Source organism: Vibrio sp., from assembly GCF_050299255.1.
GTDB lineage: Bacteria > Pseudomonadota > Gammaproteobacteria > Enterobacterales > Vibrionaceae > Vibrio.
The window spans coordinates 1-15,561 of the sequence record NZ_JBNKVP010000032.1 but is presented as its reverse complement, the minus strand read 5'-3'; the positions used below and the strand labels follow the sequence as shown (position 1 = coordinate 15,561).

Below are 15,561 nucleotides of genomic sequence, written 5' to 3'. Positions count from 1 at the left end.
GGATAACAACGCTGGGTATCCGACAAGGTAAATTGTTCCGCAGCTTCCACTTTTAAGGAGCCGGTGCATGACGCAGTCGATAGTTAAATCAATCAGTTGTATGAGTATATCGCCGGCTAAATGTGCGGGGTATAACGAAAGTCGTGCTGATTGATCAGCTCAATCAAGCGCGCTCGTTCTTTACCTTCCGCACTGTGGGGTGAACAATCTTTTAGTGCCTCGATTCTGGCTAATACCGATTCATATTCCTGATGAGTCAGCTCTTCTCCTAATTCCCAGCTAATCAGTGCCGAAGGGTTGTCCGTATGAGTCAGTAACGGGTCATTAGTGGTGATTTCGATAGAGGTAGCGCGTGGCATAGCGGTGTGTCCTGTACATGTCTGAAGGTATCTCCTGAAGCGGTTCATATGTTCCCATTCCAGACGCTTAATAGTTTAGTGGATATATAGAGTACCGACCAATAAATGATGCTTCTCTATCGCCAACAATTTAACTTCTGGCTGCTACTCTCTAATTAAGAAGGGAATTTGGTCAGCCGGTCTTGTTCACCGGGTTGACCCCAATCGGATCTGCGAACCTTCTTGAGATAACAAGCCGTATGGAATTGCCGGCGTTTGATAGCTTCGCGTGTCAGGAGCAGTTTTATGGATATGGAAAACAAAATGATTGCGCTGAAAAGAGCCGTCAGAAAAGAGCTAAACCGAATGGTTGGACACATCAATTACAACCTGGAATATCAGATGGCTAAACACGACACTCAGCACTTACTCGTGCTCACCATCAACGGCACAACATTTAAAATGAGCTTTGACAGCTATCTGCTGACGGAGCTGGATTTTGACGATCTTAAAGGTTATGTCGTTCAGTCGCTGCCGGAGCTATTAAGGAAAGGGCGGCTGTCGCTCACTCGCCGATCGTTTGAGCATTTCTATGATTTAGATAGCTGATTAGTCGTGAAACCGTGTCCAGATAACGGGTAAAGTCATCACTGTCAGGGCTGATAAAATGCCATCATAGCTTAAAAGCCAACAATTGAGACAAGCGCCAAAAATGACATATCGGTGGCTGGCGTAACCTATATTCTAATCTGTAGCACTTATTACATTCTGGCCAAGTGGCAGATATGAATACGAAGTATTGAGGGAGAAATAGTACTCTTTATTCATACCTATGTAATAAGTGCATATATTATGCATCAGTTTTCTCATGGCTAATATTAAATTATGGATGATGAATGTTTGCTGTTCATAATAAGCAGAGATAAGCAATGAAACTAATCGAGCAGTATAGTAAAACCGTCACTTTTGCTGTTGTCATCAGTGTGACTTTATTAACAGCTTGTGATTCAGGAAATAAATCAGAGACGCCAAGTCCGGAGCGCCCACCAGTCGTTGAGCCACCACCGGAAGTTACGCCTCCACCTACGGAACCACCTCCGCCAACAGAGCCGCCGCCACCCACAGAACCGCCGCCAGTAGAGCCTCCTGCTATGTGGGTTCCCACACCTGGAGCTAAGTGGATGTGGCAACTGCAAAATTATGGCAATTTGACGATTGACCCTAACGTTGAGATTTATGACATCGATCTGTTCGATGGCATAGCAGGCGATGCCAATAGTGCAATCATGAAACTCAAAAATGCCGGTAAAAAGGTCATTTGCTACTTTAGCGCCGGAACGCGGGAAAAATGGCGCCCCGATGCCGACCAGTTCGCGCCAGATTCCGTCATCGCGGACGGCGATATGCAAGACTGGCCGGGTGAAACCTGGCTGAATATCGGCAATGAACAGGCGTTAAACAATAACATCAAGCCCATTATGGCGGCTCGGCTCGATTTGGCCGCGAATAATGGCTGTGATGCGGTGGAACCAGATAACGTGGATGGATTCGATAATACGGATGAAACCCACGGGCTGATTACTCCAGAGCATCAACTAAGCTATAATCGATGGCTTGCCCAAGAGGCGCATGCCAGAAATTTGAGTATCGCTTTGAAAAACGATACCAGCCAAATAAATGATCTGGAACCATCGTTTGATTTCGCGATTAATGAGCAATGTTATGCTTATAGTAATGAATGCCAATCCTATGAAAATACTTTCTTAAGCAATAATAAGGCGGTATTTAACCAGGAATACTATACCAGCGGTAAAAGTGGTGAAACCGATCTGGAGACATACAAGAATGTAGCTTGCCCATATTTTATCAGTGTGAAGATTTCATCATTGTGGAAAACAACTTATCAGTTGGATGGAGTAGGGGTGAAAACATGTGATCAATAAACATTGGCAATGAACCCATGTAAGAACCCGTTTAGCCCTAGAGCGAAGAACGATGCGCTAGGGCGCGGCTAGTGGCCATTGTTTAGGGGTATTGTTTTTGTATATGGATATTGCTTAAGGCCGTTGCAACATAAAGGTTTGATATTCAAGATCTTCAAATTGCTTGTCTAAGGTGATCATGCCAATAACGGAAACGATAAGCATAGTGATGGCGAAGCCGTAGCCATAGAAAACCGGTCCAAGCATGATGGTGATACTGGATAGGGTTAAGTTTCCAAGCGCCATTAATAATGTCAGCCACAGTGCTGACATTCTTTTGTCCAGGTAATACATGACATTGAGAATCGCCATAAATAATACTTGTAAGCTCACACCAACCAAATCGATATAAAAAAGGTGTAAATAGGTTAAGTCAATATTTAACAAGTTCAGAATGTCTTCAGCCCAAAGAATTAACAGTATTAGGGTCATTCCCTGAACTTTAAATATTTCATACAGGCTCCTCTGGCAGGCCATGACCATATTATTCTTCAACGAGTGAATTTTAGTCAGCGTCGCCCCTTTTCGCACCGCATGATAAAACCGGATACACGCGTCTGCAAATTCCGTTTCCATATGGAGCATAAACACCGCCATACCCGGCACCACCGCTAAATAGGCAATGAAAATAGGCAGGTCATAAATAAAGGATGCCCGGAATACATCAATGACTTGATGAGAGGTTCCCGGGTTGAACCAGAACACAAACTTATCTAACCACACTCCAAGGTTATAGAGTACGCCGCAGAATATGAGTGAATAGAACGCTTTTTGGGGATTGAGAAACTCGAACGAAATCAATCGCTCAGCGGGAAATTCTCGGATAATGTCGTACAGAAAGGCAAACGTGAGGATGCCCTGACAGAAACAGAAGATCAGCATCAGGCCCAACAAGCCAGAAGGAGGCAGAGAAAAACTCAGGCCAAGCATCAATCCGTAACTGACCGCCATCGTTATCAAAATGCGATAGTACTTCTTCATTCCACTCAACAGTATAATGGCAAGCCATTGATTGCTAAGTAATATTAAGGTGGTAAAGATGACAATTTTCAGAGTGGGATCCAGAGTGCCTGCTAGGTTCAGTACCACAGCACCGATAACCGCCGCTATTACGCTGGTGATCAGCATGGCGCCAAACAGGTTGGGCAAAATGCGATAATCTTGTCCAACAGAGACGAGATCGGAAATAAAGCGGGTCATCAAGAGCTGAAATAGTCCGCTGATGATAAGTGAACCTGCCATCAGGTAAGTGACGATAACTAAAAACTGGATAACAATATCGGTGGGAAAGCTCATGCCAAGCGTAACCAGGCCAATAACCAGCATGGCGAGAATAGTCAGTATCCAGGGGCCGGAGCTGATAATCCCTGCCAGGCCGTAAGCTTCTATGATCGATAGCAGGGTATTTTTCTGCAGAATTTTCCTAATTTCAAAGCCTATCCCTGCCATCGATGGCCTCCTCATAGAGCTTCCGATACGAGTTATACATTCGGCTTTCGTTGTAATAGCGGACCACCCGCTCTTTGCCAATATCACCGGCTTTTCGCCACGCCGCAGGATCTGACAGGATTTGGGTAATCGCTGTCACTCCCTCCAGCGGGCTGGCTATGGGAATCACTTCACCGGCAGAACCAAGCTCAGCATCTTCGCCGTCGCTGCCTTTTATTATTTCTCTGCAGGCCCCAACTTCTGTGGCTATGCAGGGGATACCTGCTGCCATCGCTTCCAGCAGGACCAATGGCTGTGCTTCACTGATAGATGTCAGCATCATCACGCCAATTTCCGGCAATATCTCAGCAACGTTCTGACTGCCAAGCATTTTTATGTTGTTGCTCATGCCCAGGCTCTTGATCAGCAGATCGCATTCATAGACATAGTCCGGATCTTCTTCTGTCGGGCCGATGATCCAGCCTTCCAGATCGGGCAGTACTTCAACCGTCATTCGTATGGTACGAATAAAGGTTTTGATGTCTTTAATCGGCACCACACGGCCCACCAGGCCGACGACCAAAGGCGGGTGCAGCGGTCTTTGTTGGTACGCTTTCTCAAAACGTTCCACATTGATGCCGTTTACAATCACCAGAGTACGGTCATCCGGGGCGCCGTCTTTGTGTTGTCGCTGACGGTTACCTTCAAACAGGGCAATGATTTTGTTGGCCTGATGATAGGCGGTGAGGCCGAGCTGCTCGAAAAACTGCACCCAGGTTTTGCGTGTCAGGTCCATCCCTTTATACATAGAGACATCTAGTGTGGCGTGGTGCGTTTTGGCCCATTCCGCCTGCGACAGATCTATTTTGCGTTCTTTGGTATAGATGCCGTGTTCAGTAAGCAGCAATGGTTTATCGGTGATTTGGTGACACAGCGCGCCAAGAAAGCCAGCGTAACCGGTTGAAACACTGTGAAATACTTTCGCGTTCGGCAGGTTTTGCGATATTTTCGACAAAATGAACAGCGGTTGGTAGATGTTGCGATAGGTCCAGAAGTAGTCGACAAAAGATTCGCTTTCGGCATTTGCGGCATACTGATAGGTCAGCATGTCCCAGGAAGCGCGGCTGTAGAGAAAATCTTCCAGTGTCAGGTGTCCTCGTTTGCCGAGTACCTTAGAAATACTGAGCAACAGCTCACTGGGAATAGGCGTCGAACTGTTGTCAAAATAGGACAAAAAATCACGTAAGGTCGCAAAATGTGTTGCATTGCCAGAGCAGAGTCTGGGTTTGTATTTTTTTGCATCTGACAACAGAAAATGAATTTCAAACCCAACAACATTATCCGGCAACTGGTAGGCAGGCTCTTTGTACAGGTCAGGGTGTCCGCCAAGAAAAATAAGATAAAACTTAAATTCAGGCAGCCCCTGAATAATCTGGTGAACCCAACTTGAAACGCCTCCTCTCACATACGGGTAAGTGCCTTCGAGTAGCAGGCAAACATCAACAGATTCCTTGGGCTGACTGCGTCTAAAGAATTTCATTTCCAATACTCTCTTATCTGGCTGAGTAACTCGCCCTGTTGGTCTGGAAAGTAAGTAATGAACTGTCGTACATCGTGGTAATTGCCAATCATATAAGCCGCTTCTGCCAGGTGGGGGGCAACCTGCTTGGTAATCGCCCCCTGGTTTTTGGCTCTGTTTAGCACCAGAATGGCGTCCAAAGGGCGTTTCTGGCTTAGAAAAACCCGGCCTAACAGCAGGTTAGATGAAGCCGACTCCTTCAGTTTATTAGCCTGAATCAGGTACTGTTCAGCTTGTTTCAGGTAGAGCTGAAACAGCACCCCTTCAGCGATGCCTAGGTAGCAGAGCTCCCAGTATTGCTGGGCAATGTCATACGCTTTTTGCGCTGTGGCTTTATGCTCAAACTGTTTTTTTAAAAGACTTATCGATTCATTTATTTCCGTTTCTATTCGTTCTAGCGAGGCATAGGCCTGCAGCCTGACATCATCGGACAGGTCTTTTATCGCCAGTTGCAGCATGGGCACGGCATATTTATTAGGCAGGTTGCGAATTGCAGTGATGGCGAGCAAATGCCTTTCCGGATCGCTGTCGTACAGCAGAATTTCTCTCAGCGCACCCACACCCAGGTGCTCTACACGCGTATTTTTTGGATTTTGTGGCAATTGGTTTTCTTCAAAAGCTCGCCAGGTTACTTTGCTCAATTTACGCGGCGTATGCAGGGCGACCATCAGTGAACCGAGCGTTCCCATGATGCCGATAACAGGAAGTAACCAGTTAATAATAAAAAGAAAACCCATCGAGCTTTCTAACGGGTACTGATAGCTATCTGGCAACATCAGCCAACAGGCCGCGCTTAAACTGGCGCAGGCCAGAGTATGGTAAGCCGTTGCGTACAGCCAAAAATCCTCAATAACGACGTTATGCAGCACCATATCGATACTGATGCCCTCAAACAGCAAGGCACTAAGAAGCAGCCATATTTTCATAGAAGGCTCCTAGCTGTACCATAACTTGTTGAATTTTATCCCAATCTCTTTCTACTGATAGTGGGCCGATGATTTTGAAATTGGCGTTAACGGACGGTATTTCAACCGGAATCACTTCAGTCAGGCGATTGGCAAACTGTTGTGCACCGTAGAGCGTTGTCATGGGCAGCAGTACCGCAAGTGCAGGCTGGCCGTTTACAGTCTGACATGACCAGTAGATATCGGCACCGCGGTGGCGTTCAATCGCTGAATTAAGTGCGCGTTGGTGTTTGTTTTTGATGTCGATACAGACGATCAGAGAACTGTCGGTACCATAGTTTTTGTTGTTGTTTCTAGCCCGGCCCAGATAGTCGATAAATAGCGACCGCTGATTCTGCTGCAGGGTTGGGGCGATGATTTCGTCGCTCAGAAGGTCGGCGGAATAATTGGCGATAACAGAGAGTAACGCGATGTTAGTCGGGTTAAGCATGAAAAACTTGGTGCTTTCCGCCAGTACGGCGGCCTGCGTCTCGCCATGAGTATTGACCAGCGGAATACAAAGTTGGTAGCGAGACTTGTGTTCTTGTTGTTCTGACAACTTGGCAACGGAAAGCAGCTGCTGTTCCTCCATCATTTCTTGCAGCATGGGGTCTGTGCGGTCTAACAGGTGTTGTTCACCGCGCACTACGGCAGCGGTTGGGGCAATATTGCCTCCGTTAACCTGATAGAAACCGGCTACCTCTATCCCGCCTATTTCTGCCATTAAGTTGAGAATAGGCTCAGCCAAGTATTCCTGACGATGATCAGTGTGCCGGGTGGCGATATTGCGTAGGGCTTTGATACTTGACCGAAGACTGCTACTTTGGCCAGCCGTGCGCTGCTCGAGTTGATCATGAGAGACTTTGAGCAAGTGGTAGTTTTTAGTGAATATGGCCAGCTTGTCACGCATATACTGATGCTCTATCGACAGTCGACGGTTGGTGTTGTTCCAGTGATTTTGAAACTCACCCGCCAGCATGGCGGTGAAGACCATGCCGATCCCGTGTGAAAGAGGGAAAAACTGAAGGTTGCCGTCCAGCTGCATGATATAGGCGATGGCAATATTAGTGACGACTGCGCAGGTTAACCCCTTGGCTAATCCATAACGTAAAGCGACCAGCAGCGGGCCGATCAACGGCCAGAAAAAGTTCTGTTCTACAATTGGCGGTACCAATAATTGCGATTGAGTCCAGATATAAATAACGATCAGAGTGACCACTGATGTCTCCAGCCAGGCCACACCATTGCTTTGATATCCTTTTACCATCTGCCTGATGTTCTGCTTACTCATATAGCACCATTGCGTCCGAATGCTTTTCTTGTGAACTGAAAACAGGCCACTATGGCTGCGTAATGACTATGCCATCGAGCAATTTTTCAATCACCACCTGGCCGGTGCCGGTAATACTCTCGCGTCCCCAGCCGACCCGGCTGCCTGACGCACGCCAGTACACCTGACCGGTTTTGGCAGATTGAATCTCCAATGTTAAACCCACCGCAGGCTCGCCATCTAAGCCGCTTTTATAGTGCCACTCTTCGATAGAGCCGGTAATTACATAATCTACCGGTTGGCTTGCTAACCAGGCTTGGGCGTTTTGTTGCTTCACGCTCGAATCAAGCACGCTACGGAGATCATTGGTGACCGTCGCCGGGTACTTAATCGTCCTGATTCCTTTTGCGTAAAGCTGTGTGGCGACCAATTGTTCCGCTTTTTCCGCCGCCATCGGAGTATTGGCATTATTGGTCATTGGCATGATGGCCCACGAACTTGCTGAGTTAAAAGTGGGGCTATCGGGTATTTGGTAATTGCTGCATGAAAGCAGTGCCATGCTCATTGTTATTAGTAGGAGATTCTTCATCATTCTTTCCTTATTAGAATCCGTAGTAGTAGCCCAAAGTAAACCGCAGGGACTCGGTGCCATTGCGATCCTGGCTTTGCCAGCTAGTTGTTAAGTAAAGTTCATCGCTACCGATGATTTCCCAACCCAATCCGGCACTGAGAGTGACATCCGCCTTTGAAGTAACCGTGTTGTAGCCCAGTGAAGTATCAAGCCAATATCGGGGTGAGGGGACTGTCGGGCCCGGCAGACCAGGTGTGCCGTGATACAGACGTTGACCAATGGATAGCCGCTGATATCTGTCTGCTATGAAATCGCTGCTTGTGATTGGCGCACTGCCCTGATACCACTGGTTGAATCCGGTTAAAGGTGAGCTATCGTGTTTGATCTTGTGGGTCGAAATATCAGCGTAGGCCTGCCAGGCCGGATCGTTAAAGAACAGTTGCTCAGTCACGCGCAGATTCATGTCCCAGCCCTGGCCGATAGGGTCATCAAAGCGAGTTTTCAAATCGTGATAGTTGAGCCGTAAAGAGAGTGACTCGCGGCTGGTCAGTTTATAATGGGTGCTAAAGCCCAGAGTATTGTCCTGCCCGGCAACGGTTAAAAGTTTGCTCGCTTCAATTTGCGAGTTCAGGCCGAAGCTGAATTTAGCCTGCCAATCTTCGTTGATGGCAAACTGATAATGTCCGTTCAGTCCGAGTCGCTGATCACCCACACCATCTGCGATATCAAAACCGATTTCGGCACTGCTATCGGCAAATTGCTGGTGGTACACGCCTCTTAAACGACGTTCGCTCTCCAGCTCATTGCCCAGCAGATTGTCCGTTGCGCTTGTCTGTTGGTAGTCGCTGCCCAGTCGCCAGAAACCATACGGATGCGGAGCAAAGAAATCCAGGCTGTAACGGGTGATATCCCATGAACTAATCGATAATACCTGGCCACGAAGACTACGGTTTTTATCCGGATTCTGCTGCGCATGCATTTTAAGTAACTGCGCTTCAGAAGCTTCATCCTGCATGGTGCCGAGCAAGTTCTCGCCTTCATCCCATGCGGCTTGTTGCTGACCAACTTTCTGCAGCGCGGCATACTTGTCAGTCACGGACAAATTAACTGAATTGGCGAGCAGGCGTTCAATGGCGTCTTTATCATTCTGCTTCATCGCCAGGGCAAGCTTTTGCCAATCCGGCAGGGGGTACTGGCCTAGCGCGGTATTCTGATGCCAGTAGAGCAGCCGATCGGTTTGATTATTGGCCAGGTAATGGCTGTACAGTTCAGCGGTGTGTTCCGCGCTCGGTGCCGTCGTGGCGGCCAGTTCAATCATCGACTGGGCAAAAGCAGGGCTGGTAAACATGGCGATCAATGATCGGTAGCTGGCATCGCCTCCCTGGCTGGCCAGTAGCTCTTGCTTGCGTTGATTGAGGACGAATTTTCGCAGCTCATACGCTTTATCTAATTGGCCGGTCTTTTCCAGCAAAGTTGCGTAATTGAGCAGAATGGATACGTCGGGATTGTCGCCGTTGAGCAGCAACTGTTTGTACCAAAGATCGGCTTCGGCCAAGTTGCCCAGCTGTTGATTGGCGGTAGCAAAAGCCAGCCATAGATTCGGATCGTCCGCCAAAGCCAGTTTATAGCGGTCATACAGTTCACTTAGGCCTTGTTGATCGTTGGTATCAATCGCTATCCACATTAAGCTGTTGACTGCTGAAGGGTTATTGGGCGAAATATCCAAAATGGTATGCAGCAGTTCAGTCGCCTGGTCCGTTTGGCCCTCTTGCAACGCCAGTTGAACCCGAAGATTCAACACGTCCAAATTGCGGGCGAGCGATGGGTCATTCGCCGCCAGTTGGACAAGATCCCTGAGGCTGTCACTATCACCACTTAGCTGGCTTTCCGCGATTAGCATCAGCAGAATTTGGTCGTTGTCGGTCTGATTATATAGCGTCACCAGCATCTCTCTGCTTTCACTATCAAGCGGTGAAAGGACTTTGACATAACGATAGACGTCGAGTTGTTCGCTCTGGCGCGCTGCGAGTTGGTTAAAGCTTGCGACTGCCGCAGGTCGGTTACTGGTTTCCCATGCCAGCGCCGCCACCCTGTTCAGGTACGGGTCATCTGCATTAAGCCAGTTTTGAGGCGCGGTTAAAGCATTCAGGGCCTGTTGCGGCTGGTGCTGCATTAAATACATATCTGAGGCAATCAGGGCTTCACTTTGAGTTGGTGAGCGAAGGCGAATGAGATCGCGCCACTGTGAAATCGCCGCCTGGCTATCGTTCTGGTAGCTATAAAGTCGCATTTTATGGCTGATAAGTTGCGAATCGTTTGGCCGTGTTTGGGCGAGCTCAATAACGCTCCGCAACGCCGCTTCGGTGCCCTGGGATTTTTCAATCGCATTTAACCACTGATTGTATTCATCCGGGCGAATCAGATTCTGTTTCGCCAGGGCATCCAGAAATACCCCTTCATAGTAGATGTCACTTAATGCCCGCGAATCTTCGAGGCCATTGCGAAGCTGCTCTTCTGTTGGAGATAGCGGCAACAGGGCAATACTGACCTCCTGAGCCTTTTTGATATCATCCTGCCAGCGGTAGATTTGGTGCAGTGCCTGATAATCTTGTGTGTCGCCTTCAAGTTCGATCGCTTTTTCTAATGAGGACGCTGCTACCGATAGCTCACCCAAAGCAACGGCAATTTCAGCGCTGTGGCGATAGTGGCTCGCTTCTGGCTCGACTTTAACCAGTTTATCGAGTTGCTTGAGAGCGACATCCAGGTTACCGACTTGCTCTGAATGGTCGATGGAGGCTTTCAGAAAATCAGGATCGTTAGATAATGCGCCTTGATACTGCTCGATAAACTCTTTGCTCAGTTGCGGTTGATCTATGGCGGTGAACTGGTCGAACAGAGCAGTCGCGTGCGGCATATCTTCAGATTGTTGGAACGCCTCTTTACGCAGCGATAAGGCGGTATCGTAGTCTTCGCCTTGTAATGCCAGGGAGATAAGCTCGTCGTAATCGGTGATGCCACTGTCCAGGTGCGGGTACAAGTACTGCAGTCCTTTCAGTGGCAGGTTAAATCCGATGGCAGCATCGGCAAAACGGCGGGCAAGATAGGCATCGGGTAGGGCATCAATCTGATTAAAAAACGCCAGGAGATTATCGGTCGCTTGCTGCTCCTGCTCTGGCTCGGCGTTGTAGTACTGGGCGAGCAAAACCGCTAAATAAGAATCGGTCGCTTGCCAGTCTCTCTCGCCATTGCTGTCAATTAACATCGATTCCAGCAGACGACGGGCATCGTCCAGTTGACCAAGTTGGATGTACTTGTCGGCAATTTGCCTTACGATATCGCGATTTTTGGGGTCAAACTCATACAGCTGATTGAGAAATGCCAGGGATACCTGCGGGGAGGCGGACTGTTCGATAAGCTGGATCAGCATCAGCTTGGTTGGAGCCACAAACCACAGCGTGCTGAGCGAAAAGACCGCGATAAGCACCAACGCAGTCTTATTGATCAGCCTCGTTTTAGGTTTGTTCTGCTCTATGTATGATGGATCCAATTGGTTGTCTCGTGCTTTCATCCTGCTCACCTCTTATTTGAGTTATTGCTGAGGTATACAGCGAAGGGTCCCGGAAAGAATTCCGCTTCGCGATGAATGAAACTGGATTGCATCTTTTGAAATAACGCGCTTGCTGAGAGGTTCTCCTGTCAGTGGCTGACAACTTTTAGCGCCGTAAATTGTCAGTTCTAATGGCCGGTGAGACTGAATGGACCAATCGATGGTATTGCCGTTTTGCTGCCATTTAAGTAATACACCATTGGCACTTTGCAGGTGGAAGTTTTTCACGTCTTTTGGCTGAGTGGCAAAGACAGTACGAGCCTGTTTCAGAATCAGGAATTTACCGTCTTTCGCCTGGTTCCAACCTGCAATATCCCGCCCAACCGGATAGCCAAGTGTATCGGGTAGTCGAATGCTCTTAATGCCTGAAGAGCTTATCTGCCAGCGGCCATCCAGAGTTTTTGCGATTCCTGTTTCGTACAGACTTTTAGCTCTTGATGCGTACTCGCTTAGAAACAGTGGGGTGGTCGGTTGAGCGAGTGCCCAGTCATAGACGAACTTCAGTGCGTTGAGCGAAGCAGGATACTCTGCGGAATACATGTTGAAATAAATACTGATGGGTTTTAGCCGCCTCGGCTCGCCCAGGATGGCAAACGTCTCAATAACCCGGCGATAACCATCATAGTTGGCGGTCCATTGCCGGGTATAACTTAACTCATTCGCGACAGGGGCGTAGACTTGTACCCCGCTGGGGTACCATTGAATTGCTGGCGATACTCGTGACCAATCATCACTACCTTTAACGGCATAACTGTTACCGCCATTAACATTGAGTAAGTGGGCCTCACTCGCGACAGCTAAGGCCTTTTCGTCAGGGTCTGCGTGACCAGACCAAAGAATCAATTTGGCACTTTTGCCTTTAGGGGCAAGCTGGGAATTAATGTAACCTGTGCTCGCGACAATCTCATGCTGCAAGTTAACTGCCAGTTGCTGTTTGCCGTTTTTATTACCCGCTCTTGGTTGCCAGTAGTCAGGATGGCTGAAGGAGTGTGAGGCAATTTCAACATTGTTCTGGCTGAATATCTTTTTAGCCGTCTGGCTGAGTGCGTTTCTTTTCGCCCCCGATATGTCGCGATCCGCTATGTCTCCGGCAACCACAGATACGGTAACAGGAAGGTCGTAATTGCGCAGGATTTGTTGGTAAACAACTTCTCCGGCAGTGGGCGTGTCGGGCAGCCAGGTTTTGGAGCCAAAACCGTCACCATCAATATGGCTGGTTAAAATTCGTTGGCCCGATTCGGTGGTAATGTCGGCTGCGGGTATTGCAGGAAGATTCAGAGTTGCTGCAATCAGGCGGAAAGGGTCAACCGCCCAGATCTGCTGCTCATTGGCAAGATTAATTACGGGCATAGGACTCAGAGCAGCACCACCCCAAGACGCACTAAACAAGAGCGTTGAGTCTCTGCCAGACTGATCAGTGAAAGTCACCAAAGGTTTGACATTCGAATGGTCAGAACGCCACGCAGGGAAAGAGTCAAACGCACTGAATGAAACCGGGTAGTGTCCCGCAGTCCAATCTTTACCTGTTTGTTGATATGCTTTGCCGACAAGTTTTCCGTCTGCTTGAATTCCGAGTTTGGCGAGCAATTTGGGGTCACTGGGCAGGGCATTAATAAATAGCACCGGAACCGAACCAATCAGTCTATCTAACCAGTTTTGGAGTGCCGGAAACTGTTGAAATGAGCTTTCATCTAACCAGGTGACTACGCCGGCATATCGGGTGATGTCTAAGTCATTAAAGGAAACAGACTTAATATCAACACACTCAGGTACATAGCCCAGGTATTCAATCGGCATGGCCAATTTTCGATGGCACTGAGAGGAGGCCGGATTAATCTCTGAGCTTTTATAGAGCCCAAGTACTCGCCGGGCAATCGGCACGATACTACTGGTGCCAAATTCATACAGCAATCCGTCACTGATGTAAGGCGTGTTGTTTTCATCGATAAGGCGCTGAGCGGCACGCTGTTGATCCGCTCTTCGTGAAGCAGGTATATAGTCAATGACTATGGCTTCTATCCCTTTGGCTTTTACCCGATCGAGTTGGTTGTTGAGCCACTTGGAATCATTGGCCGACGTTGCACTGTACTCCCGGCTAATGGGATCATATTTGTGATATAGAGACTCAGCGACCACCGCATAGGGTTTAAATGAAAGAGTATCCAGCAATTCAAATCCACGATTCAAAATCAGTTTGGGCTTATTGGGAGAGTTGTTTAATGCGGTTAGAATTTTGGTCAGGGCTTTTTGCTGTGCTGGCTGTTCGTAGCCGCTTTGGCTAAGCAGTGTGTAACTATCCAAGGTGTCGAGAAACAGTCCATCAAAGCGCTGGTGGGTTAGAGAGGCGGCTTGACCTAGTAAATAGTTTTGCCACGCGGAAGAAGCCAGATCCATCACATGACTATTCCAGTTGTCATTTTTGAGTGGAGAGGCGTTGTTCAACGAGTCAGGTAGCGTCGGACCACTGTATTCACCGACACTGAGATAGGCAAAAACTGAGACTCCTGACGACTGAAGCGTTGTGATCTGTTGCTGGGTAATCAGCGTAGGATTGACTACCACCCGGTCATAATTCATTAACTCACGTACTGAATCGATCTGATTGTAGTAGAAGGCAATAGAAGGGGGCATACTCCCAAAAGCGGGAGCATTAAGAATTCCTACTAACAGCAAAATCATGATCGAAGATCGCATGAAGCACCATTGTTTCATATGTGATGTGCATAAAGTGTGTATCCGATCTAGAGATATTGCAAAAAAATAAACACGCGTCCCATTATTAAATATAAATTCTTGACTGTGAGAAAAAATTAAACTCTTTTGCCGGCAAGAAAGTGACAAAATAATCGCACTTAAACCTGACCGGAAATTGGGTAAAACTAGCTAGCAAAAGTTAGAGATGAATATCTGTTTGATTTGTATAGCGTGTCAAAGGTAAGCCTGATTATTTCTTAACTCTTTGGCCGTACAACCTACCGTTAGCCAATTACCCTCAATAATTGAGTGAGCTCATTTTATCTTGTCAAACCTTAGTGAAAATTAATTGAATATATGGTGCTTCGGCTTCAAATAGGCCTCGATTTTAGAAGGAAATTTGATGCATAGCATAGGTTTTCTATGCTCACTAACATGCTGCTATTTCCCTTGAAACCCGCGTTGTAGCAGGACTCGTAACACTGCCCACCTAATCGACCCAGTGTAATTTGTCACGTTGTCACGGTGACACACAGAAAAGTCAGATTTATTGATAGTATCATTTGTAAGATTTGCTCAAACTGTGACCTTGTCTACACTTGAACGCATGAAACAGCGCTCATTTCAGACATAGGCATAACCGAGTCAATTGAGCGCTGGCGTAATAGGGCCAGCGTCGTCAGAAATCAGAAGCTCTGATGCAGCTGTACAGCGGATGGTCTGGTGTTACAACGGCTTAGATATAAGCCAGACACTTACTTAAGGATAAGCAATTATGTTATCGAGAAATATTGCTGAAAAGATATCCGTTAAGCAGATACTACTCTTGTGCTTTATGTTGTCATTTTCAGCTTCATCATTTTCAGAAGAGCTACCCAACGTTGCGTTGAAGGTTTTGGTTATTTCACCAACGACAATCATGGATGAAACTGATCCAAATTACGCCCGGGGATTGGACACGATTGACGATATGTTGGACGAAATGGGTGTGCCGTACGATGTACTGGATGCTAGTACAGAAGTCTTAGGTTGGGATAAATTAGTAACAAAAATTGTTACTGATGAGATTGATGAGATTACGGGCGAACCTAAAGTAGTTGAGCAAGGAAAGTATAATGGCATTATCTTGACTCATTCGACTTTATACC

The 15,561-nt window shown here is 47.5% G+C and carries 11 protein-coding genes; 3 read left to right on the top strand and 8 right to left on the bottom strand.

The annotated features are described in order from the left end of the window. Positions 1 to 116 precede the first annotated feature (116 nt). Positions 117 to 359, bottom strand: coding sequence for a hypothetical protein (locus ACQY6F_RS10435; RefSeq protein ID WP_428774188.1), 243 nt, complete (start codon positions 357 to 359; stop codon positions 117 to 119). A 285-nt stretch (positions 360 to 644) separates the two neighbouring features. On the opposite strand from ACQY6F_RS10435, the gene ACQY6F_RS10430 reads away from it, so the two are divergent. Further along, positions 645 to 947 (top strand): hypothetical protein, encoded by a 303-nt coding sequence (locus ACQY6F_RS10430; protein ID WP_428774186.1) that lies wholly within the window; start codon positions 645 to 647, stop codon positions 945 to 947. 320 nt (positions 948 to 1,267) lie between these two features. Beyond that, entirely contained in the window at positions 1,268 to 2,281 is a 1,014-nt protein-coding gene (locus ACQY6F_RS10425) for an endo alpha-1,4 polygalactosaminidase (RefSeq protein WP_428774185.1), read from the top strand. A gap of 114 nt (positions 2,282 to 2,395) precedes the next feature. Here the strand turns inward: ACQY6F_RS10425 and pelG are convergent, their stop codons facing one another. From pelG to ACQY6F_RS10390, 7 genes are all read right to left on the bottom strand, one after another. Continuing rightward, entirely contained in the window at positions 2,396 to 3,769 is a 1,374-nt protein-coding gene (gene pelG / locus ACQY6F_RS10420; RefSeq protein WP_428774183.1) for an exopolysaccharide Pel transporter PelG, read from the bottom strand. Beyond that, the gene (gene pelF / locus ACQY6F_RS10415) at positions 3,750 to 5,288 is read right to left on the bottom strand and encodes a GT4 family glycosyltransferase PelF (protein WP_428774182.1); all 1,539 of its coding nucleotides are present in this window, start codon (positions 5,286 to 5,288) and stop codon (positions 3,750 to 3,752) included. The genes pelG and pelF overlap by 20 nt, the downstream gene beginning before the upstream one ends. After that, entirely contained in the window at positions 5,285 to 6,253 is a 969-nt protein-coding gene (locus tag ACQY6F_RS10410) for a HEAT repeat domain-containing protein (protein WP_428774180.1), read from the bottom strand. Before ACQY6F_RS10410 ends, pelF begins: the two co-directional genes overlap by 4 nt. After that, a complete protein-coding gene (locus ACQY6F_RS10405) occupies positions 6,231 to 7,562 on the bottom strand; it encodes a GAF domain-containing protein (RefSeq protein WP_428774178.1) in 1,332 nt (443 codons plus the stop codon). The genes ACQY6F_RS10410 and ACQY6F_RS10405 overlap by 23 nt, the downstream gene beginning before the upstream one ends. A 49-nt stretch (positions 7,563 to 7,611) precedes the next feature. After that, positions 7,612 to 8,025: a hypothetical protein gene (locus tag ACQY6F_RS10400; RefSeq protein WP_428774176.1), complete on the bottom strand. Its 414-nt coding sequence runs from the start codon at positions 8,023 to 8,025 to the stop codon at positions 7,612 to 7,614. Positions 8,026 to 8,143: 118 nt separating this feature from the next. After that, positions 8,144 to 11,680 carry a tetratricopeptide repeat protein gene (locus tag ACQY6F_RS10395; RefSeq protein ID WP_428774174.1) on the bottom strand — a complete coding sequence of 1,179 codons (3,537 nt, stop codon included), beginning with the start codon at positions 11,678 to 11,680 and terminating at the stop codon, positions 8,144 to 8,146. 21 nt (positions 11,681 to 11,701) lie between these two features. Next, a complete protein-coding gene (locus ACQY6F_RS10390; protein WP_428774173.1) occupies positions 11,702 to 14,560 on the bottom strand; it encodes an endo alpha-1,4 polygalactosaminidase in 2,859 nt (952 codons plus the stop codon). Positions 14,561 to 15,188: 628 nt separating this feature from the next. Between ACQY6F_RS10390 and ACQY6F_RS10385 the strand changes: the two genes are divergently transcribed. Next, positions 15,189 to 15,561, top strand: a 373-nt coding sequence (locus ACQY6F_RS10385) for a hypothetical protein (protein WP_428774171.1), incomplete at its 3' end; no start/stop codon positions are given.

Excerpts from the sequence above, each read along its gene's own strand:
- ACQY6F_RS10435 (WP_428774188.1), bottom strand. The coding sequence starts at position 359 with ATGCCACGCGCTACCTCTATCGAAATCACCACTAATGACCCGTTACTG.
- ACQY6F_RS10430 (WP_428774186.1), top strand. The coding sequence starts at position 645 with ATGGATATGGAAAACAAAATGATTGCGCTGAAAAGAGCCGTCAGAAAA.
- ACQY6F_RS10425 (WP_428774185.1), top strand. The coding sequence starts at position 1,268 with ATGAAACTAATCGAGCAGTATAGTAAAACCGTCACTTTTGCTGTTGTC.
- pelG (WP_428774183.1), bottom strand. The coding sequence starts at position 3,769 with ATGGCAGGGATAGGCTTTGAAATTAGGAAAATTCTGCAGAAAAATACC.
- pelF (WP_428774182.1), bottom strand. The coding sequence starts at position 5,288 with ATGAAATTCTTTAGACGCAGTCAGCCCAAGGAATCTGTTGATGTTTGC.
- ACQY6F_RS10410 (WP_428774180.1), bottom strand. The coding sequence starts at position 6,253 with ATGAAAATATGGCTGCTTCTTAGTGCCTTGCTGTTTGAGGGCATCAGT.
- ACQY6F_RS10405 (WP_428774178.1), bottom strand. The coding sequence starts at position 7,562 with ATGAGTAAGCAGAACATCAGGCAGATGGTAAAAGGATATCAAAGCAAT.
- ACQY6F_RS10400 (WP_428774176.1), bottom strand. The coding sequence starts at position 8,025 with ATGCCAATGACCAATAATGCCAATACTCCGATGGCGGCGGAAAAAGCG.
- ACQY6F_RS10395 (WP_428774174.1), bottom strand. The coding sequence starts at position 11,680 with ATGAAAGCACGAGACAACCAATTGGATCCATCATACATAGAGCAGAAC.